A 20,743-nucleotide genomic window follows, 5' to 3' on the forward strand; every position below is an offset into this window, starting at 1 on the left:
GGGGGACCCTGTGGGAGAGTAGGACGCCGCCGAACAATCTTTGTGTGTAAGCCCCGTGGGAACTTCGGTTCCTGCGGGGCTTACACGCGTTTCCGCTGCGTATACGTTGGCGCCGAGCGCTGGGTGCTCGTGTTGGCGCACTGTACCGCTGCCTCTGTCCATGTTCTGAAGCCCTGGTGCGAGGGCGGGGCTGGGCCGGCCGGTACGTGCTGCTTAGGGGAGGGAATTGCTGCGTCGGAGTGCGCGATGGTTCCCGGGGTGTGTGGCTGGCTTCTCGGCGCTGGCACAGATGTCGTCGCTTCTCTGGGCGCGCGAGGAGGGGCCAGCACAGGCTTGGCCGGCCGTTCCGCAGGATGCGCCAAATTCCAGGAAGCAGAGCTAAGACTCTGACCGCCTCGTGGCAGGGCGGGGGCGTGGTTAGAGGCGGCCGGCGGACTTGAGGGCCAGGTAGGCGTCGGCCAGGTCGGGGGCCAGGTGGGACGGGGTGGAGTCGATGACCGTGATGCCGTGGCGTCGGAGGCGGTCGGCGGTGCGGCGACGGGCGGCGCGGGTCTGCTCTGCGGCTGCCGCCTCGTACACGGCCTGGGGGGTGTGACGGCCGGCGGCCATTTCCTCGATGCGGGGGTCGGCCACGGCAGCGACGATGAGCTCATTGCGTTTGGTCAGGCCAGGGAGGACGGGCAGCAGCGCTTCCTCTACGGGGGCGCTGTCCAAGCCTGTGAAGAGCACGACGAGGGAGCGGCGCGAGGTGCGGCGGTGGATTGCTGCGGCAAGGCCACGGGCGTCCGCCTCGACGAGTTCTGGCTCCAGGGGGGCCAGCGCGTTGGTCAGCGCCGGGAGGAGGTCTCGTGCGGTCTTGCCTTGTACCGACGCTCGTACGCGGCGGTCGTAGGCGAGGAGATCAACATGGTCGCCGGCGCGGGCGGCGAGGGCGCCGAGCAGTAGGGCGGCGTCCATGGAGGCATCGAGGCGGGGAACGTCACCGACTCGACCGGCAGAGGTGCGCCCGGTCTCCAGGACCAGCAGGATGCGGCGATCGCGTTCCGGGCGCCAGGTGCGAACTGCGACGCTTTGGCGGCGAGCGGTGGCCCGCCAATCGATGGAACGGGTGTCGTCGCCAGGCGTGTAGTCACGCAAGCTGTCGAATTCGGTGCCCTCACCGCGGGTCAGGATGCTGGTGCGGCCGTCGAGTTCACGGAGCCGGGCGAGCTTGCCGGGAAGGTGCTTGCGGCTGGTGAAGGGCGGCAGAACGCGCAGGCTCCAGGGGACGTCGTGGCTTCCTTGTCGCGCTGCCAGGCCCAGGGGGCCGAACGAGCGGACCGTGACGCGGACGGCGTGGTGATCGCCGCGTCGGGTCGGGCGGAGGACGGTCGTCAGGCGACGGCGCTCGGGGCCGGGGACGCGCACGGTGTGGCGGGCTGCGGTGATGTCCGAGCCGGGTGCGTAGGAGCTCGGGGGCCAGGCGTCGCGGAGTTGGGCGCGCAGAATGCGGCGGTCCGGGTTGGTCACGGTCAGGTGCGTACGGGCCTCGCCTGTTAGTCGAACGGTTGTGTCACCGGTTCGGGTGAAATGGAGCTTTCGTACTGGCGCGGCGAGTGCCAGGTCGCACAGGATTGCTATCAGCAGGGCGAGTTGGACGGTGAGGATGCCGAGCCAGCCGGGGAGTACGAAGCCGACGAAGAGGGCTCCGAGTGCGGAGAGGAGCGCGGTGCGTCCGGTGAGGGCCACGGCGTTGTCAGCGGGGGACGGGGAGGTGGGCGAGCACGGCGTTGATCACGGAGTCTGCGGTGACTCCTTCCATCTCCGCTTCGGGGCGGAGCTGGACGCGGTGGCGGAGCGTGGGGAGAGCGAGGGCTTTGACGTCGTCCGGGGTGACGTAGTCGCGGCCGGTGAGCCAGGCCCAGGCGCGTGAGGTGGAGAGCAGTGCGGTGGCACCTCGGGGGGAAACACCGAGGGAGAGCGAGGGGGATTCGCGGGTGGCACGACAGATATCGACGATGTAGCCGGTGACTTCGGGGGAGACAGCGGTCTTGGCCACGGCGGCTCGGGCGGCGTCGAGGTCAGCAGCTGAGGCGACCGGGCGTAGCCCTGCGGAAAAGAGGTCGCGGGGGCTGAAGCCGTCGGCGTGACGCGTGAGGATGTCGATCTCGTCCTGGCGGGCCGGAAGCGGGACCGTCAGTTTCAGCAGGAATCGGTCGAGTTGAGCCTCGGGCAGCGGATAGGTGCCCTCGTACTCCACGGGGTTCTGCGTGGCGGCGACGAGGAACGGCTCGGGAAGTGGGCGGGGGGTGCCGTCGACGGTTACCTGGCGCTCTTCCATTGCCTCGAGGAGGGATGCCTGGGTCTTGGGAGGCGTCCGGTTGATCTCGTCGGCGAGAAGGAGGTTGGTGAAGACGGGGCCGGACTGGAAGGAGAATTCGGCGCTGTGTGAGTCGTAGACCAAGGAACCGGTGACGTCGCTCGGCATCAGGTCGGGAGTGAACTGCACACGCTTGGTGTCGAGTTCAAGGGTGGCCGACAGGGCGCGGACGAGCAGGGTCTTGGCGACGCCGGGGACGCCTTCGAGGAGGACGTGCCCGCGGCAGAGCAGCGCGACGACCAGACCGGTGACGGCAGGGTCCTGGCCGACGACGGCCTTGGCTATCTCGGTGCGCAGGGCCTCGAGGGAGGCTCGGGCGCTCTCAGCGGTCGGGGTGCTCACGGGGGGCGTGCCTCTCTTGGGAAACGATCGATATTTCGAGTGCGTCGAGTTCGTCGGCCAGGAGCACGAGTGCCCGGTCGTCCTCGGGGGTCGGGCCGAAGAGCAGCGCATGTGCGTTGGCCTCGGCACCGGCCGAGGTGGACAGGCGGGCGTGCAGGGCCGGAAGAAGGATGTCGGGGGTGTGGGCGTGCGTGGGGGACACGCCGAGCAGGGGAGCGAGCCGGCTGCGGGTTGCGGAGCGCAGTACGGCCGAGGCGCGGTCGCGGGCGTTGGCCTGCTCGTAGAGGCGCGCATGGCCCTCGGTGGTCTCGGCTGCCGGGACGGTGACCGGAAGGCGTTCGGGCACCAAGGGGCCAAGGCGGCGGGCACGCCAGAACGCTGCGATGACGGCTGCGAGAACGAGTTGGAGGAGGCCCCAGCTCCAGCCGGTGGGGACGAGGTCGAGGAGGCCGCGCTGGTCGTCAGAAATGGACGAGGGGTCGCTGAGTGAGGGGAGGAACCAGACCAGATGCTTGTGCGCGCCGAGGAGTTGGAGGGCCAGCGAAGCATTGCCGTGCTCGGCGAGGTGCTGGTTGTGGAGGAAATCGGGCGATCCGAGGAGCACCGTGTCGCGGCCTGCGGCGGACGCCGGCAGGCGCAGCAGGGTGGGCAGACCGCCGCTGAGGTAGCAGGCGTCGGTCGCGCCGCCGGGTGCCGTGTAGCGCAGGCCGCCGAGCAGAGCGGTGCCGGCGCGGCGGGCGACGGGGGAGGAGCAGAGGGGGCGGTGCGGCGAGATGTCGACCGGCGACTCCGCTCGTACTCCGGGAGCGAAGGCTTCGAGGGCGGTGGTTCCGGGGGCGAGCAGCACGGCGCGGCCGGTGGCGTGCTGCCCGGTCGCGGTGTGCAGCTCGGAGAGCTGGCGCTTGGTCAGGACGTCGGGCCGGGTGACGAGGAGGGTGGTGTCGGGGCCGACCGCGGCAGCGACCTCCTCGGACGTGGTGACGACCTTGCTGGTGACGCCGTGGGCGGCGAGCAGCCTGGCCAGTGCCTGGCTCCCGGGGCGGTCCGGGGAGCGGGGGTCGAGGCGGCCGTGCTGTTGGCCGGACTGCAAGGCTGCGAGCGCGACGCCGGTGATGACGAGCAGGAGGAGTGCGAGCAGCAGCCCGCGGGACCGGGCCCACAGGCGGCGGGTGGTCGGCGAGAGCGCGGTGGTGTGCGTGGTGGCCGTTGTCATCCGCGGCTCCCGTGGGCGGCATCGGCCAGGCGGGGCTTGGCGTTCTGGAGGTCAGTGTCGAGGGCGCGCAGGAGGGCGTACTCGTCTTCGGTACCGGGACGGCTGCCGTATGTGACGTCGTCGAAGGTGCGGGCCGCGGCGCGCAGTCGGTCGGCGTGTGCCGGCAGCGGGCGGGCGGCTTCGACGGCCGCCTCGTCGGCGGTACGGCCGGGGCCCGGCGTGAGCAGGGCGCGTTCCTCCAAGGCGAGGACGATCGCGCGCATGCGTTCCTGGATTGCCGGGCTCCATCGGCCCGCGGCGGCGTGGCTGTCGGCGGTCGAGCGGTGTTCGGCCGCCGTGCGGGGAGTGTGCGAGAAGAGCGTTCCGGCGGTGGTCGGCGTGCGGCGCACGGCGCCCAGCCGCAGTCGGAGCGCCACCACCAGCAGCAGCACGAAAGCGCCGATGGCGAGGAGCCCGATCCATCCGCCCGGCGTGGCGCCTGAGGCTGCCTGGAAAAGTTCGTCGACGCGTTCCCAGAACCAGTTCAGTGCGCGTTGGATCGGGTTGGGGTCGTGCTGGTGGTACCGAGGGTCGGACAGCTCGCGTTCCGCCGCTTCACGGGCCGGAACACGAGGAGTCCGCACGGGTATGTCTTCCCCGGAGCGCGCTATGAGGCGTCCGACCGCGGTGCTGCTCCCCGCCGTGGTCACCGCATCAGCTTCCTGGTGTGGCGTCGGTGGAGCCCTGCGCGGGGTTGTCCCCGTCCTTGCCGGGGCGTTGGGGAGAGTCCGCGTCGGCCCGCTCGCCGCTGGTCGGGCGGCTGCCGGCCGTACCGCCGTGGGCGGGGGTGACGTCGGCCGGGGTGTCACTGGCGGGAGCGTCGTCGGCAGGGGTGTCGTCGGCGGGGGTGCGGGGAGCCGGGTGGTTGCCGGCAGTGGTCCCGTCCGCTGCGGTGGAGCCCTCGGCCCGGGGGGTCTCGGACGCAATGTCCTCGGCCGGGGTGCTGGTGGTCGTTTCGGCAGTGGCCGCGGTGCCCGGCGCGGCGGGTTCCGGGCCATAGGCGGGAAGGCCTGCGGCACGGGCCAGTTCGAGGTCGAGCGCCTCACGTCGGATGCGCTGGTCCATGTACAGGAGCGCGGTGACGCCCGCGCTGATCGGGAAGGTGATGGTGGAGCTGATGACGGCGCCGATGCCGAGCACGGAAAGGAACGTCCAACTGCTTCCGTCCGTCGTGCCGTTCGCCCAGTCCATGAGGCTTTCGCCGCCGACGAGGAAGGCGACGAGGGTGGCCGGGATCTGGACGATGAACTCGACGATGGCGATCAGCAGGTAGGCCAGCAGCTGGACCCCGAGTACCCGCCACCAGGTGCCGCGTACGAGCTTGGCGGAACGGCGCATGGAGGCGACGACGCCCTGCTTCTCCAGCATCAGCGCAGGCGAGGCGAGGCTGTAGCGGACCCACAGCCAGATGCTCACCACAGTGGCGGCGACCCCGCCGGCCAGGATGAGGAAGAGGCCGGTGTCGACGCTGCCCGTCGAGGCGAGGACGAGTCCGGGGGCCAGGCCGACCACGAAGACAACGGTGACGAGGAGGGGAAGCAGGACGAGCAGGCCGAGGAGCCGCGGGAGTTGGGCGCGGGCCTCGTGCCAAGCCGTCGAAGTGGTCACCGGGCGGCCCAGTACGGCACGGCTGACGACCATGGTCAGCAGTCCGGTGGCGATGATCGTGGCGAGCAGGCCGATCAGCGAGGTGATGCCGGTGCCGACGAGCGAATTGCCGGCTTCCCGCAGGGTCTCGCCGAGTGGCGTGCCGGAGCGCTCGTTCAGGGTGGGGGCGCGGCCGGCGTCCTTGAACCACAGTCCGGTGACGAGGGTGACAGCTGTCTGCGAGACGACCGCGACGACGAGGGAGATGCCGAGCACGGTGCGCCAGTGGGCGCGCATGGTGGAGACCGCGCCGTCGAGGATCTCGCCGATGCCGAGCGGGCGCAGCGGGATCACACCGGGCTGTGCGGCGGGCGGCGTCGGTGCCCAGCCGGTGCCCCAGCCCGGCCCGCCGCCCCAGGAGGGCTGATTGCCGGGTCCGGGCTGTCCGTGCCCATGGGTCTGGCCTGCACGGGACCGGCCACCGGTGCCGCTCCGGCTGCCGGGGCCGTCGGGCCCACCGCTCTGACCGGGGATTCCCGTCGGGGCCGACCACTTTCCGGGGGGCGGCTGCTGCTTGGACCAGTTCGGCGGGGGCGGCTGCTCGGCGGACTCGGGACGGCCTTCCGGGTCGGACTGCTCCTGGGTGCCGCGGTCCGGCTCGTCGGAGGGGGCGGATCCGGGCGAGGCCCAGCCCGGAGAGTTGTTCATCGTCGCTCCTTCTTGCTGCCCTTCGGCCGGGGCGGCCGGGGTCCAGGGTCCGCGGTGGCAGTCATCGTGTCATGGCGTGTGGCGTTGTGTACCCGTGCCTTGAGAGCTGGGGGACCTTCTGTTCGAGGGGCTGTCGGCGGCAGACTGAGCGGATGGCCGATCAGTACGAGGTATCCGAGGTGGGCGTCGAGGCGCTCACAGTCCCGTCGTTGCGTTGGGAGGAGCTGCCCGAGGGGCCCGTCGTGGTCCTTCTTGACCAGACTCGGCTGCCGGTGGAGGAGGTCGAGTTGGTCTGCACCGACGCACCGGCGCTGGTGCAGGCGATTCGGGCGCTGGCCGTGCGCGGGGCTCCGCTGCTGGGCATCGCGGGGGCGTACGGCGTCGCGTTGGCAGCGGCGCGGGGCTTCGATGTGGAGGACGCGGCGGAGACGTTGGCGCATGCCAGGCCCACCGCGGTCAACCTGGGGTACGGCGTGCGGCGGGCGGTCGGCGCCTATCGCGAGGCGGTGGCCGGCGGAGCGGGTCCGGAGGGGGCCGCAGCGGCCGCCCTGGCCGAGGCGCACGCCGTGCATGCCCAGGAGGTCGACTCCAGCAAGCGGATGGCGGAGCACGGTCTGGCGCTGCTGGGCGAGCTGCTGCCCGGTGGGGGTCACCGCATCCTCACGCACTGCAATACGGGGGCCCTGGTCTCCGGGGGCGAGGGGACCGCCCTGGCGGTGGCGCTGGCGGCGCACCGGGCGGGCGAGCTGCGCCGGCTGTGGGTGGACGAGACGCGGCCGCTGTTGCAGGGGGCGCGGCTGACCGCCTACGAGGCGGCGCGGACGGGGATGGCGTACACCGTGTTGCCGGACGGGGCGGCGGGGTCGCTGTTCGCGGCCGGTGAGGTGGACGCGGTGTTGATCGGTGCGGACCGGATCGCGGCGGACGGCTCGGTCGCCAACAAGGTCGGGAGCTATCCGCTGGCGGTGCTGGCCCGATACCACCACGTTCCGTTCGTGGTGGTGGCGCCGCTCAGCACGGTGGATCTGCAGACGGAGGACGGCACGGACATCGAGGTGGAGCAGCGGCCGGGCCATGAGGTGACGGAATTCTCGTTGCCGCATGCGCAGGGTGCCGGGGCCGAGCCGGGGACGGGGATCCCGGTGGCGCCGCTGGGCGCTCAGGCCTACAACCCGGCCTTCGACGTCACCCCGCCGGAGCTGGTGACGGCGATCGTGACGGAGGCCGGAGTGGTGTCTCCGGTGACCCGTGAGGGCCTTGCGGAGATGTGTTCCACGTCACGATGGGGAACGTCACGATCAGGTAATGGGATGATGGCCAAATGAAGGGACGCGTCCTGGTCGTCGACGACGACACCGCACTGGCAGAGATGCTCGGCATCGTGCTGCGTGGCGAAGGCTTTGAACCGTCGTTCGTGTCGGACGGTGACAAAGCGCTGGCCGCCTTCCGGGAGACCAAGCCCGATCTTGTGCTGCTCGACCTGATGCTGCCCGGACGGGACGGCATCGAGGTGTGCCGGCTGATCCGGGCGGAGTCCGGGGTGCCGATCGTCATGCTGACCGCCAAGAGCGACACCGTGGATGTGGTCGTCGGGCTCGAATCGGGTGCGGACGACTACATCGTCAAGCCGTTCAAGCCCAAGGAGCTGGTGGCCCGCATCCGGGCCCGGCTGCGGCGCTCCGAGGAGCCGGCTCCCGAGCAGCTCTCCATCGGTGACCTCGTCATCGATGTGGCGGGTCACTCCGTGAAGCGGGACGGGCAGTCGATCGCGCTGACCCCGCTGGAGTTCGATCTGCTGGTGGCGCTGGCGCGCAAGCCGTGGCAGGTGTTCACGCGTGAGGTGCTGCTGGAGCAGGTCTGGGGCTACCGGCACGCCGCCGATACCCGTCTGGTCAATGTCCACGTGCAGCGACTGCGTTCCAAGGTCGAGCGGGATCCGGAGCGGCCGGACATCGTGGTGACCGTGCGCGGGGTCGGCTACAAGGCCGGGCCCAGCTGAGATGAGTCGGGACGGTTTCGCCCCGGAGGGAAAGCGGGGGCGCACCGTCAACCCGACGGGCAAAATGTCCTTTTCGAGTAGATTGGTCGCCCGGCTTCTGCGGGGTGGCCAGCTCCTGCCGGACGGTGCGGTGAGCGGGCCCGTCCACCCGTTGCTGCGGCTCTTCAGCCGCTGGGTGCGGCGTCCGCTGCTGTCCGCCCTGCGACTGTGGCGGCGCAATATCCAGCTGCGGGTGGTCGCGACCACCCTGCTGATGTCGCTGGCAGTGGTGCTGCTGCTCGGCGTCGTGGTGGTCGGGCAGGTCCGCAACGGCCTGCTCACCGCCAAGGCCCAGGCCGCCCAGAGCCAGGCGGTGGGCGGCTTCGGCGTCGCCCAGAAGCTGGCCGACGGCAGTGACGGCACCCGGCCGGACGACGGCACCCGTGCCGGCAGCCGCGGCACCCAGGACTCCGCGACCTGGCTGACCAGCCTGGTCGAGCAGCTCGCCAGTGGCGGGCAGGGCGTCTTCTCGGTCGTCGCCCTCAGCTCCGACTCCGACGAGCCGTTCGGTGACTCCAGCCCGGGTACCCGCGGGCCGCGCGCCTCCGGGGACGTCGATCCGGAGCGGAGTGTGCCCGCCGACCTGCGGCGGAAGCTGGAGACCAAGGCGGGGACCTTCCGTCAGTACACCGAGATCAAGCGCATCGGATCCGATGACGGCGTACCGGCGCTCATCATCGGCAAGCGCCTGAACGATGCAAACAGCAACCAATACCAGCTCTACTACCTCTTCCCGTTCAGCCAGGAAGAGGAGTCGCTGAAGCTGGTGACCGGCACGCTCGCGACGGCCGGCGTGTTCGTCGTGATCCTCCTCGGCGCCATCGCCTGGCTGGTGGTGCGGCAGGTCGTCACGCCCGTACGGATGGCCGCGGGTATCTCCGAGCGGCTGGCCGCCGGCCTCCTCCAGGAACGGATGAAGGTCACCGGCGAGGACGACATCGCGCGGCTCGGCGAGTCCTTCAACAAGATGGCGCAGAACCTCCAGGTAAAGATCCAGCAGCTGGAAGAGCTGTCCCGGATGCAGCGCCGCTTCGTCTCCGACGTCTCGCACGAACTGCGGACGCCGCTGACGACCGTACGGATGGCGGCCGACGTCATCCATGACGTGCGCGACGAGTTCGACCCCGTCACCGCGCGCTCGGCCGAGCTGCTGCGCGGACAGCTCGACCGCTTCGAGTCGCTGCTCGCGGAGCTGCTGGAGATCAGCCGGTTCGACGCGGGCGCGGCCGCGCTGGAGGCCGAGCCGACGGATCTGCGCGATGTCGTGCACCGCGTGATCGAAGGCGCCGAGCCACTCGCCGAGGCCAAGGGAACCAGGATCGTGGTGCGCGGCGGCGAGCAGCCGGTGATCGCCGAGGCCGACCCGCGCAGGGTCGAGCGGGTGCTGCGCAACCTCGTGGTCAATGCCGTCGAGCACGGTGAGGGCGAGGACGTCGTGGTGCGGCTGGCGTCCGGGGGCGGCCGGAGCGGCGGCGCCGTGGCCATCGCCGTGCGCGACTACGGCGTCGGCCTCAAGCCCGGCGAGGCGACCCGGGTCTTCAACCGCTTCTGGCGCGCGGACCCGGCACGGGCCCGTACGACGGGCGGCACGGGCCTCGGCCTGTCCATCGCCGTCGAGGACGCCCGGCTGCACGGCGGCTGGCTGCAGGCATGGGGCGAGCCGGGCGGTGGTTCGCAGTTCCGCCTGACGCTGCCCCGTACGGCCGGCGAGACGCTGCGAGGCTCCCCGATACCGCTGGAGCCGGACGACTCCCGGCGCAACCGGGGACTGGACGAGGCCGGCCGGCCGCAATCCGGTGCCGGTGACAAGCCCTCCACCATTCCCGTGCAGCCCGGCGCCATCGACCCGCGCACCCCGGCCCGGCCCACGGCCGATCCGGCGGCGCTGCCCGGCAGCGGCGCACGCGTGGTGGCCCAGCGCGAGGACACACGCGGTGCGGACACGGCGCCGGACCGGGATGCGGACGGCGACGACCTGTCCGCGGACGGTGCGAGCGCCGCCGGCGCGGAGCAGAAGGCAGGGCGTGGCGCGGATCGGGAAGGCGGGCTGCGTGAACACTGAGCACGGGAACGAGCGGCGGACGAGCACGGACGGTCCGGCGCCCACCCGCTCCGGCGCCGGCACCGGGGCCCGTGGCCTGCTCAATCGAGGCACCCGTTTCCGGGGCGGCAGGGACTCCCGGCCGTCGTCGCGCGCGGGACGGAAGTTCGCGCTGCTCGGTTGTGCGGCGGCGCTGCTGGCCGGGTGTGCGTCGATGCCGGACGACGGGGACGTCAAGGCGGTCGAGCAGTCGCCGCGCGCCGAGGGCGACTCGCAGGTGCGGGTCTACGGTGTGCCTCCGCAGGACGGCGCGCAGCCGACCAATATCGTCCGCAGCTTCCTCGACGCGACGACCAGCGACGAGGCGGACTTCCGTACGGCCACGCAGTATCTGGCCAAGTCGGCCAAGCGGACCTGGCGGCCGTTCCAGGCGACCAACGTCCTCCAGGAGCGTCCCAAGGCCGAGTCGACGGTGCAGCCCAACCGCGAGGACGGCGCGGGCTACACGGTCACGCTCTCCGGCACCCAGGTGGCGACGGTCGACGACAACCACGCGTACACCCCGGAGGAGAAGCCGTACCGCCAGACGATCCACCTCATCAAGGAGGGGAATCAGTGGCGCATCGACCGGCTGCCCAACGGACTGGTGCTCGGGCAGTCCGACTTCCAGCGGATCTACCGCTCGGTGAACAAGTACTACTTCGCGTCCTACAACACCGAGGCGGGGCAGCCGAAGGCGGGCAGGAACGTGCTGGTCGCCGACCCCGTCTACCTGCGCCAGCGCATAGAGCCGATCAAGGCAAGTGTGGAGGCCCTGCTGGCGGGGCCCACGAACTGGCTCCACCAGGTGACGACCTCGGCGTTCCCGACGGGCACCCGGCTCGCCGCCCGTGATCTGTCCCTGGACGACTCCAACGCTCTGCGGGTCAAACTCAGCAAGCAGGCGGTCAACACCGACACCGGCCAGTGCAAGCGGATGGCGGCCCAACTGTTCTTCACCGTCCAGGACATGACACGGGCCTCGAAGATCAGCGAGGTGGAGATCCTGGACAACAGCGGAAACTCGCTGTGCTCGCTGACCCAGGAGCAGGCCGACCGCGACTTCGCCCCTTCCCGCCAGGCCGGGCACTCGGCGAGCGAATACTTCATCGACGCCGACCACCGGGTCGTCGCCATGTCGGACACCGCGACGAAACCGACTCCGGTGCAAGGGCCGTTCGGCACGGGCAAGACCCCGCTGCGCTCCGTGGCGATCTCGCGCGGTGAGAGCACCGCGGCAGGGGTGTCGAGCGACGGGCGCTCGCTGTACGTCGCCGACATGGAGGACGGCATCGAGCGCGGCGGCTCCTTGCTGACCAGCGGCGCTTCGGCCAAGGACCCGCAGAACGGGCTGACCGCGCCGAGCTGGGACGGACTGGGCGACCTGTGGATCGCGGACCGCGACACGCACGGCTCCCGACTGCTGCGGATGCGCGAGGGCAAGGGCGACCCGGAGGCGGTGGCGGTGCCCGGGCTCGGCAAGCGGCAGATCAAGGCGATCCGCGTCGCCTCGGACGGCATCCGGATCGCGATGCTGGTGGAGGACAAGGGGCGTACGACGCTCCAGCTCGGCCGGGTCGAGCGCGGCGGATCGGCGGATCACCCGGTGCTGTCGGTGCAGGAACTGCGCCCGATCGCCCCGCAGTTGGAGGACGTGGTGGCGGCGTCCTGGGCCGGCGGCAGCCGGCTGGTGGTCGTCGGCCGCGAGTCCGGTGGCGTGCAGCAGATGCAGTTCATGGAGACCGACGGCTCGGCGTCGAACGCGCAGACGCTGCCCGGCGTCAACGGTGTGAAGGCGGTGGCGGCCTCGGAGGACGAGAACAGACCGCTGATCGCCGACGCCACCGAGGGAATCGTGCGGCTGCCTCCGGACGCGAACTGGAAGACCGTGGCGAAGGAAGGCACCGCGCCGGTCTACCCGGGCTGAGACGGCCCGCCGTGGGGCCGGAGAAATCGTCGGAGCGTGATGGCCGTCGGGACCGCCGGTCGTGCGGGCGCCGGATGTGCGGGGGCCGGGGACTTTCGGGGCTGCGCGGAGGTTCGGTCGCGCTGCGGTGCCGGGGCCGTCCGCCTCTGAGGCGCTGACGCGGTCCCGGCGGAAGCGATGGCGAGGCTGGCCCCGGCGTGCCTGTGTGCCCGGTCCGGCACCAGTCGCCCGTCCGGGCGCGACTTCCCCGTACGGCGTGCGAGCTCTCACTCAGTCCTCGGCGCCGGCTACTGCCGATCTGGCGCCGTCTCGCTCCGTGCGTGGCGGGTATGTCCGCCCTCGTGGCCTTCCCTCCGCCGGCCCGTCCTCGCTCGCCCCGCCCATCCCGTATACCCCGACGTCGCCGGTGGTCACAGCCGTGTTTTCCACAGGGGTGGTGGCCGGACGCGGACGGCGGGACAGTGGAGTCATGCGGGGGCTGTGGAGAGAACTTGCCGGGCTGGTGCTGCCGGTCGACTGCGCAGGGTGCGGTCGGCCGCGTACGGAGTTGTGCGCTCAGTGCCGGCGGGCTCTGGCGCGTGGCGGGCGCGGTGCGCGGCGGGTGCGGCCGGAGCCGAAGCCCGCAGGGCTGCCGCGGGTGTGGGCCGGCGCGCCCTACGCCGACGAGGTGCGGGCGGTTCTGCTGGCGCACAAGGAGCGCGGTGCCCTGCGGCTGGCGGCGCCGCTGGGAGCGGCGCTGGTCGGGGCGGTACGCGGTGTCGGCGTCAGCGGGATACCGAGAGGCGGGCAGGGCGGCAGTGGGCCACTGGTGCTGGTCCCGGTGCCCTCGGCGCGCAGATCCGTGGCAGGGCGCGGCCATGATCCGGTGCGCAGGATCGCGCTGGCCGCGGCGGGCGAGTTGCGGCGGACGGGCGCCGGTACACGGGTGCTGGCGGTGTTGCGGCAGCGCCGTGCGGTGGCCGATCAGGCGGGGCTCAGTGCCCGGGAGCGGCTGGCGAATGTCAGTGGCGCCCTGGAGGTGCCGGACCGGGCCAGGAGGCTGCTGGCGGGGCCTCCAGTGGTGCTGGTGGACGACCTGGTGACGACGGGCGCCACGCTCGCCGAGGCGGCACGGGCCCTCGGGGTTGCCGGGGGCAGGGTGGCCGGGGCGGCGGTGGTGGCGGCACCCCGCAGTGCGTTCGTCACCGACTGGAACTGAACAATGGAGTTCGTCGTTGCAGGTATTGAGGACAAAAAGTCACCCGAACGGAGCCCGAGGCTCCGAGGGGGTGTCGACACCCGTCCAGGAGAGCTATGTTCGGTTGTGAGGACTGGCAGACGCTTTGCCTCAGATGTCGTGATGCATGCGATAAAGGGCATTTGCAGAGACCCTGAAGTCGTGGGAATGGGGATCTCATCCTTGGGGGAGGAGGAGGTGAAGGTCGCCAAGTCCGAGGCTTCGGCACCCACCGAAGCCTGGTGCAAGAAGGAATCGCTCCGTCCAGTGAGCGGCGGGGCGATCCGGGAACGGAGTTCTGCGTGGACATCGTCGTCAAGGGCCGCAAGACCGAGGTGCCCGAGCGGTTCCGCAAGCACGTGGCCGAGAAGCTGAAGCTGGAGAAAGTCCAGAAGCTCGACGGCAAGGTGATCAGCCTGGACGTCGAGGTGTCCAAGGAGCTTAATCCGCGGCAGGCCGACCGTTCCGACCGAGTGGAGATCACTCTCCGCTCCCGCGGCCCGGTGGTCCGGGCCGAGGCGGCCGCAGCCGATCCGTACGCCGCGCTCGACCTGGCCACGGCCAAGTTGGAAGCACGCCTGCGGAAGCAGCACGACAAGCGTTTCTCCCGTCGCGGCAGCGGGCGCATCCCGGCGAGTGATGTCGCCGGCAGCGTCCCCGACGCCGCGATTTTGAACACCAACGGTGAACTGGCCGCCGATACGGCGACCGAGCAGAGGGTGCCGACCAAGAAGATCGGCTCGCTGGAGGTTCAGGGTGAAGGACCCCTGATCGTCCGAGAGAAGACGCACTCCGCGACCCCCATGACGCTCAACCAGGCCCTCTACGAGATGGAGTTGGTCGGCCACGACTTCTATCTCTTCGTCGACGCCGAGAACAAGCAGCCGAGCGTCGTCTACCGGAGGCACGCCTACGACTACGGCGTCATCCACCTGAATCCCGACTCGTTCGGAGAGGAAGAGCCCGGCGGCGCGGGCGGCGCGCTCGGCGGCTGAAACCCACCCGTTCGGTGCCCCCGGCGTGCGCCGGGGGCACCATCGTGCCTGCTGAAACCCGGAGTTGAAGCCGTATAGTGTTTGTGCCGGCCGGGGAGAATGTGAGCACGAAACGGCGCCACGCCGGGGAGGCGGTCGTATGGCATTGATCGGGCTGGCCGCAGGGGGCTGTAGTCAACCAGCCTTATTCCAAGCTCAGGCCCTTCGGCCGAGTAGTTGACGGGGAGGAACGATGGGGGACAGCTTCGGGCCCGTGCGTGACCACGCGGACGACCACGGAAGCGATGCCGGGGACGGCGACGCGGAGGACGCGGGCGCGCCCCGCAAGGAGCCGATCCGTGTCCTGGTGGTGGACGATCACGCGCTCTTCCGACGCGGCCTGGAGATCGTTCTCGCCCAGGAGGAGGACATCCAGGTCGTCGGCGAGGCCGGGGACGGCGCGGAGGCGGTCGACAAGGCCGCGGATCTGCTTCCCGACATCGTGCTGATGGATGTACGGATGCCCAAGCGCGGCGGTATCGAGGCCTGCACCTCCATCAAGGAGGTGGCCCCAAGCGCGAAGATCATCATGCTGACGATCAGCGACGAAGAGGCCGATCTCTACGACGCGATCAAGGCCGGCGCCACCGGCTACCTCCTCAAGGAGATCTCCACCGACGAGGTGGCCACGGCGATCCGTGCCGTCGCGGACGGCCAGTCGCAGATCAGTCCGTCGATGGCCTCCAAACTCCTGACGGAGTTCAAGTCGATGATCCAGCGGACGGACGAGCGCCGGCTGGTGCCCGCGCCCCGGCTCACCGACCGCGAGCTGGAAGTGCTCAAGCTCGTCGCCACGGGCATGAACAACCGCGATATCGCCAAGGAACTCTTCATCTCCGAGAACACGGTGAAGAACCACGTCCGCAACATCCTGGAGAAGCTGCAACTGCACTCCCGGATGGAAGCGGTGGTGTATGCGATGCGGGAAAAGATTCTCGAAATCCGGTGACGCGGACGCCCGGTGGCGGCGGTCTGCGGTGGGGCGCCGGCGCGGGTGATGCCGCCCGGGGACCGAATTGCCCACGCCTCGGTGCTCGTTAGCCCCGAGGGTGGAGGGCGTCGTTCGGGCGTGCGTTCCGGTCAGTCGCCGATGCGGGTGATTTCCGTGCGGAGGGCCGCAGCCAGTGCGGGGTCGTCGCAGCGTTCCAGGCGGACGGAGTCGCAGCCGACCCAGGAAGCCGCCTCATGGAGTGCCCGGGCCATGGCCGGCACGGCCTTGATGCCCTCCAGCGAGACCTGGCGGGCGACGAGTGTGGAGCCCTCGCGGGCCGGGTCGACCCGGCCGACCAATCGGCCGCCGGAAAGCAGCGGCATCGCGAAATAGCCGTGAATCCGCTTGGGGCGTGGGACGTAAGCCTCCAGGCGGTGGGTGAAGCCGAAGATCCGCTCCGTGCGCGGCCGGTCCCAGATGAGGGAGTCGAACGGCGAGAGCAGCGTCGTGCGGTGCCGGCCGCGGGGTGCCTCCGCCAGTGCGGCCGGATCGGCCCAGGCGGGCTTTCCCCAGCCCTCGACCTCCACCGGGATCAGACCCGACTCGGCGACAACGGCATCGACCTGCTCCGTACGCAAGCGGTGGTAGTCGGCGAGGTCCGCGCGAGTGGCCACCCCCATCGCGACGCCTGACTGGGCGACCAGGCGGCGCAGGCACTCGGCGTCGTCGAGGTCGTCCTTCAGCAACCGCTCCGGTACGGCGCGCTCGGCGAGGTCGTACACCCGCTTCCAGCCGCGGCGCTCGGTGCAGACCACCTCGCCGAGCATCAGGGCGCGCTCCACGGCGATCTTCGCATCGCTCCAGTCCCACCAGAGGCCGCCGTTCTTCGCGCCGCCGAGCTCCGTGGCAGTCAGGGGGCCCTCTGCGGTGAGCTGGGCGAGCACCGCGTCGTACGCGGCCTGCGGCAGGTCGTCATGCCACTTGCGGCGGGCGCGGTAGGCGCGGCGGCGGAAGGCGAAGAGCGGCCATTCCTCGATCGGCAGGATGCAGGCCGCGTGCGACCAGTATTCGAAGCTGTGGGTATCGGTCCAGTAGGCGGCCTCGACGGTGGAGCGGCCGGTCGCGCCGAGGCGGGCGTAGGGCACCAGCTCATGGGAGCGGGCCAGCACGGAGATCGTGTCCAGCTGCACCGCGCCCAGATGCCGCAGCACGCCGCGCACACCTGCCCGGCGGTCCGGAGCGCCCAACAGGCCCTGCGCGCGCAAGGCGATGCGGCGGGCGTCGTCATGCGACAGGGAGATCTCGGGGCGGTGGTGCGGTGTGCGCTGTGTCACGGCGGTCATGCGGAAAGGGTAGGGGCGGGCACTGACAACGGCCGGGGAAATCGGCGGACTGCTTGCCCGCCCGTAGGCCCCGGGGCGGGCCGGCGTCCGGCGCTTGAGGTCTGAGGAGGCGGGCGCCGCGTCCTGACCGGGGCAGCCGGACGCCGCCGCATCACCCGGGGTACGGCAGGTAGGGCGTCGCGTCCGGGGAGGGAATGCGGGCGGTACCGGCCCGGCCGCCCTCCGTGGGCAGGTCGGACGGGAGCAGAGAGCCGATCCAGACGTCCCGCCGGGTGCCCTCGTGCACCAGTTTGGCGCGCAGGGTGCCCTCCATCCGGAAGCCGACCTTGCGGGCCACGGCCCAGGAACCTTCGTTGCCCGCCTCGGCCAGCCACTCCAGCCGCTCCACCCCGAGGTCGGCGAAGGCCCAGCGCGCCACCGCGGTGGCCGCCTCGGCTGTGTACCCCTTGCCGCGCTGTTCCTTGGCCGTCCAGTAACCGATTTCCGCCTGCCGCTCCGGGGTGCGCAGCTGGGCGAGACGGACCAGGCCCATCGCGCCGACCAGCGAACCGTCGTCCTTGGCGAGGACCGCGAAGGGATAGGACGTGTCGTCGCGCCAGCCTTCCGGGGCGACCGTGCCGACCCACTGTTCCGCGTCGTGGAGGGTGTAGGGGGAGGGGACGCTCGTCCACCGCGGAATATCGGGTTCCTGACAGGCGGCGTGTACCGCGGCAGCGTCGGAAGGCTCGAAAGGGCGCAGAATGAGGCGCTCGGTGGTGAGGGTGACATGCTCCATGGACAGAGTTTGCTCGGGTGCGGGCGGGGCCGCGAAGGGTTTTCGCGGTGATTCCCGGCACCTTCTCGTGGGCTCGCGCGTTCACGGGGGGAGGGGATACGGCCTTCGCGGTGGCGGACCTCCCGGCCGAGGAGCGTCCTCCCTTACGATGGCCGTTGCGGCGGGGCCTGCCCCCTTGGAAAAATGCCGCGCCCGCGCACTCGACCGTGCAGGCCCGACCGGCAAGGAGACCAGCCCAAGTGTCCGTCTTCAACAAGCTCATGCGTGCAGGCGAAGGAAAGATCCTGCGCAAACTGCACCGCATCGCGGGCCAGGTCAACTCCATCGAAGAGGACTTCGCAGCCCTCTCCGACGCCGAGCTGCGGGCGCTCACCGATGAATACAAGGAGCGGTACGCGGACGGCGAGTCCCTGGACGACCTGCTGCCCGAGGCGTTCGCCACGGTCCGTGAGGCGGCCCGGCGAGTGCTCGGCCAGCGTCCCTACGACGTCCAGCTGATGGGTGGCGCGGCCCTTCACCTGGGATACGTCGCCGAGATGAAGACCGGTGAGGGCAAGACCCTCGTCGGTACCCTCCCGACGTATCTCAACGCGCTGTCCGGCAAGGGCGTACACCTGATCACGGTGAACGACTACCTGGCCGAGCGTGACTCCGAGATGATGGGCCGGATCCACAAGTTCCTGGGTCTTACGGTCGGTTGCATTCTCGCCGATATGACGCCGGCCCAGCGCCGAGAGCAGTACAACTGCGACATCACCTACGGCACGAACAACGAATTCGGCTTCGATTATCTGCGCGACAACATGGCCTGGTCGCAGGACGAACTCGTCCAGCGGGGCCACAACTTCGCCGTGGTCGACGAGGTCGACTCGATTCTCGTCGACGAGGCCCGTACGCCGTTGATCATCTCCGGTCCGGCGGATTCGGCCACCAAGTGGTACGGCGATTTCGCCAAGTTGGTGCGCCGTCTCAAGCGGGGCGAGGCCGCCAACCCGCAACGCGGCATCGAGGAGACCGGCGACTACGACGTCGACGAGAAGAAGCGCACCGTCGGCATCCACGAGTCCGGTGTCAGCAAGGTCGAGGACTGGCTGGGCATCGACAACCTCTACGAGTCGGTGAACACCCCGCTCGTCGGTTACCTCAACAACGCGATCAAGGCCAAGGAGCTGTTCAAGAACGACAAGGACTACGTCGTCATCGACGGCGAAGTCATGATCGTCGACGAGCACACCGGCCGTATCCTCGCCGGCCGCCGCTACAACGAGGGCATGCACCAGGCGATCGAGGCGAAGGAAGGGGTGGAGATCAAGGACGAGAACCAGACCCTCGCCACGATCACCCTGCAGAACTTCTTCCGCCTCTACGACAAGCTCTCCGGCATGACCGGTACGGCCATGACCGAGGCCGCCGAGTTCCACCAGATCTACAAGCTGGGCGTCGTCCCGATCCCGACGAACCGGCCGATGGTCCGCGTCGACCAGGCCGACCTGATCTACCGCACCGAGCCCGCGAAGTTCGACGCGGTCGTCGAGGACATCGTCGAGAAGCACCGGAAGGGCCAGCCGATCCTGGTCGGCACCACCTCGGTCGAGAAGTCCGAGTACCTCTCGCAGCAGCTCAACAAGCGGGGCGTGGCCCACGAGGTGCTCAACGCCAAGCAGCACGACCGTGAGGCGCCGATCATCGCCCAGGCGGGCCGCAAGGGCGCCGTGACCGTCGCCACGAACATGGCCGGCCGCGGTACCGACATCAAGCTCGGCGGCAACCCCGACGACCTCGCCGAGGCGGAGCTGCGCCAGCGCGGCCTCGACCCGGTCGAGCACGTCGAGGAGTGGGCAGCCGCGCTGCCCGCCGCTCTGGAGCGTGCCGAGGCCGCGGTCAAGGCGGAGTTCGAGGAGGTCAAGGACCTCGGCGGGCTCTACGTCCTGGGCACCGAGCGGCACGAGTCGCGCCGTATCGACAACCAGCTGCGCGGTCGTTCCGGCCGTCAGGGCGACCCGGGCGAGTCGCGGTTCTACCTCTCCCTGGGCGATGACCTGATGCGGCTGTTCAAGGCCCAGATGGTCGAGCGGGTCATGGCCATGGCCAACGTTCCCGACGACGTCCCGATCGAGAACAAGATGGTGACCCGGGCCATCGCGTCCGCCCAGTCGCAGGTCGAGCAGCAGAACTTCGAGACGCGTAAGAACGTCCTGAAGTACGACGAGGTGCTCAACCGCCAGCGTGAGGTCATCTACGGCGAGCGGCGCCGCGTCCTCGAAGGCGAGGACCTGCAGGACCAGATCAAGCACTTCATGGACGACACCATCGACGCCTACATCCAGGCGGAGACGGTCGAGGGCTTCGCCGAGGAGTGGGACCTGGACCGGCTGTGGGGCGCGTTCAAGCAGCTCTACCCGGTCAAGGTGACCATCGAGGAGCTGGAGGACGAGGTCGGTGACCGTGCGGGCATCACCGCCGACTTCATCGCCGATGCCGTCAAGGACGACGTCCACGAGCAGTACGCCGCCCGTGAGGAGCAGCTCGGCTCGGACATCATGCGGGAGCTGGAGCGCCGCGTCGTGCTGTCCGTCCTGGACCGCAAGTGGCGTGAGCACCTCTACGAGATGGACTACCTCCAGGAGGGCATCGGCCTGCGGGCGATGGCCCAGAAGGACCCGCTGGTCGAGTACCAGCGCGAGGGCTTCGACATGTTCACCGCGATGATGGAGGGCATCAAGGAGGAGTCCGTCGGCTACCTGTTCAACCTGGAGGTCCAGGTCGAGCAGCAGGTCGAGGAGGTTCCTGTGGAGGAAGCCGCGGCCAAGACCTCGCTGGGCAAGGAAGCGGCGGAGGCGGTGCCGGCGGGCGCCGGCCGCCCCGAGATCCGCGCCAAGGGCCTGGAGGCGCCGCAGCGTCCGGACCGGCTGCACTTCTCCGCGCCGACGGTCGACGGCGAGGGCGGTGTCATCGAGGGCGACTTCGCGAGCGACGAGGACGACTCCCCGGCCCGCTCGGAGTCCGACGGCCTCACCCGTGCGGAGCGCCGCAAGGCCCAGAAGAGCGGCGGCCGTCGCCGTAAGAAGTGAGCCGGTGCGCTGTGCGCGGCGCGCGGTGAAGAAGAGCGAACGTGAGAAGTGAGGTGGCCCGGGCACGGTGTGTCCGGGCC

General features: G+C 70.4%; 15 protein-coding genes. 8 read left to right on the forward strand and 7 right to left on the reverse strand.

Annotation, left to right across the window (positions count from 1 at the left end; genetic code table 11):
- Positions 1 to 417: 417 nt before the first annotated feature.
- Genes ACGFZW_RS34745 through ACGFZW_RS34765 form a run of 5 tightly spaced genes read right to left on the reverse strand, consistent with a single transcriptional unit; the run spans position 418 to position 6,248 of the window.
- Entirely contained in the window at positions 418 to 1,728 is a 1,311-nt protein-coding gene (locus ACGFZW_RS34745) for a DUF58 domain-containing protein (RefSeq protein WP_393897308.1), read from the reverse strand.
- A 7-nt stretch (positions 1,729 to 1,735) separates the two neighbouring features.
- Positions 1,736 to 2,701, reverse strand: coding sequence for an AAA family ATPase (locus ACGFZW_RS34750; protein WP_393897309.1), 966 nt, complete (start codon positions 2,699 to 2,701; stop codon positions 1,736 to 1,738).
- Positions 2,682 to 3,914: a DUF4350 domain-containing protein gene (locus ACGFZW_RS34755; protein ID WP_393897310.1), complete on the reverse strand. Its 1,233-nt coding sequence runs from the start codon at positions 3,912 to 3,914 to the stop codon at positions 2,682 to 2,684. The genes ACGFZW_RS34750 and ACGFZW_RS34755 overlap by 20 nt, the downstream gene beginning before the upstream one ends.
- Complete coding sequence (locus ACGFZW_RS34760; protein WP_393897311.1) at positions 3,911 to 4,603, reverse strand: DUF4129 domain-containing protein; 693 nt, start codon at positions 4,601 to 4,603, stop codon at positions 3,911 to 3,913. Before ACGFZW_RS34760 ends, ACGFZW_RS34755 begins: the two co-directional genes overlap by 4 nt.
- 4 nt (positions 4,604 to 4,607) lie before the next feature.
- The gene (locus ACGFZW_RS34765) at positions 4,608 to 6,248 is read right to left on the reverse strand and encodes a hypothetical protein (protein ID WP_393897312.1); all 1,641 of its coding nucleotides are present in this window, start codon (positions 6,246 to 6,248) and stop codon (positions 4,608 to 4,610) included.
- Positions 6,249 to 6,400: 152 nt separating this feature from the next.
- Between ACGFZW_RS34765 and mtnA the strand changes: the two genes are divergently transcribed.
- From mtnA to ACGFZW_RS34800, 7 genes are all read left to right on the forward strand, one after another.
- A complete protein-coding gene (gene mtnA, locus ACGFZW_RS34770) occupies positions 6,401 to 7,573 on the forward strand; it encodes an S-methyl-5-thioribose-1-phosphate isomerase (RefSeq protein WP_393897313.1) in 1,173 nt (390 codons plus the stop codon).
- A complete protein-coding gene (gene mtrA / locus ACGFZW_RS34775; protein WP_393897314.1) occupies positions 7,570 to 8,247 on the forward strand; it encodes a two-component system response regulator MtrA in 678 nt (225 codons plus the stop codon). Before mtnA ends, mtrA begins: the two co-directional genes overlap by 4 nt.
- 1 nt (position 8,248) lies before the next feature.
- Positions 8,249 to 10,348 (forward strand): MtrAB system histidine kinase MtrB, encoded by a 2,100-nt coding sequence (mtrB, locus tag ACGFZW_RS34780; RefSeq protein ID WP_393897315.1) that lies wholly within the window; start codon positions 8,249 to 8,251, stop codon positions 10,346 to 10,348.
- A 76-nt stretch (positions 10,349 to 10,424) separates the two neighbouring features.
- Positions 10,425 to 12,293: an LpqB family beta-propeller domain-containing protein gene (locus ACGFZW_RS34785; protein WP_393897359.1), complete on the forward strand. Its 1,869-nt coding sequence runs from the start codon at positions 10,425 to 10,427 to the stop codon at positions 12,291 to 12,293.
- 601 nt (positions 12,294 to 12,894) lie between these two features.
- The gene (locus ACGFZW_RS34790) at positions 12,895 to 13,491 is read left to right on the forward strand and encodes a ComF family protein (protein WP_393897316.1); all 597 of its coding nucleotides are present in this window, start codon (positions 12,895 to 12,897) and stop codon (positions 13,489 to 13,491) included.
- A 320-nt stretch (positions 13,492 to 13,811) separates the two neighbouring features.
- The gene (hpf, locus tag ACGFZW_RS34795) at positions 13,812 to 14,504 is read left to right on the forward strand and encodes a ribosome hibernation-promoting factor, HPF/YfiA family (RefSeq protein WP_393897317.1); all 693 of its coding nucleotides are present in this window, start codon (positions 13,812 to 13,814) and stop codon (positions 14,502 to 14,504) included.
- A gap of 232 nt (positions 14,505 to 14,736) precedes the next feature.
- Positions 14,737 to 15,492 (forward strand): response regulator, encoded by a 756-nt coding sequence (locus ACGFZW_RS34800; RefSeq protein ID WP_393897318.1) that lies wholly within the window; start codon positions 14,737 to 14,739, stop codon positions 15,490 to 15,492.
- 131 nt (positions 15,493 to 15,623) lie between these two features.
- Here the strand turns inward: ACGFZW_RS34800 and ACGFZW_RS34805 are convergent, their stop codons facing one another.
- Positions 15,624 to 16,817, reverse strand: coding sequence for a winged helix-turn-helix domain-containing protein (locus ACGFZW_RS34805; protein ID WP_393897319.1), 1,194 nt, complete (start codon positions 16,815 to 16,817; stop codon positions 15,624 to 15,626).
- Between the two features lie 151 nt (positions 16,818 to 16,968).
- Positions 16,969 to 17,592: a GNAT family N-acetyltransferase gene (locus ACGFZW_RS34810; protein ID WP_393897320.1), complete on the reverse strand. Its 624-nt coding sequence runs from the start codon at positions 17,590 to 17,592 to the stop codon at positions 16,969 to 16,971.
- A 239-nt stretch (positions 17,593 to 17,831) separates the two neighbouring features.
- On the opposite strand from ACGFZW_RS34810, the gene secA reads away from it, so the two are divergent.
- On the forward strand, positions 17,832 to 20,663 hold the full coding sequence (gene secA, locus ACGFZW_RS34815; protein ID WP_393897321.1) for a preprotein translocase subunit SecA: 2,832 nt from the start codon (positions 17,832 to 17,834) through the stop codon (positions 20,661 to 20,663).
- Positions 20,664 to 20,743 lie beyond the last annotated feature (80 nt).

The organism is Streptomyces sp. NPDC048248, assembly GCF_043201875.1.
Taxonomy (GTDB): Bacteria; Actinomycetota; Actinomycetes; order Streptomycetales; family Streptomycetaceae; genus Streptomyces.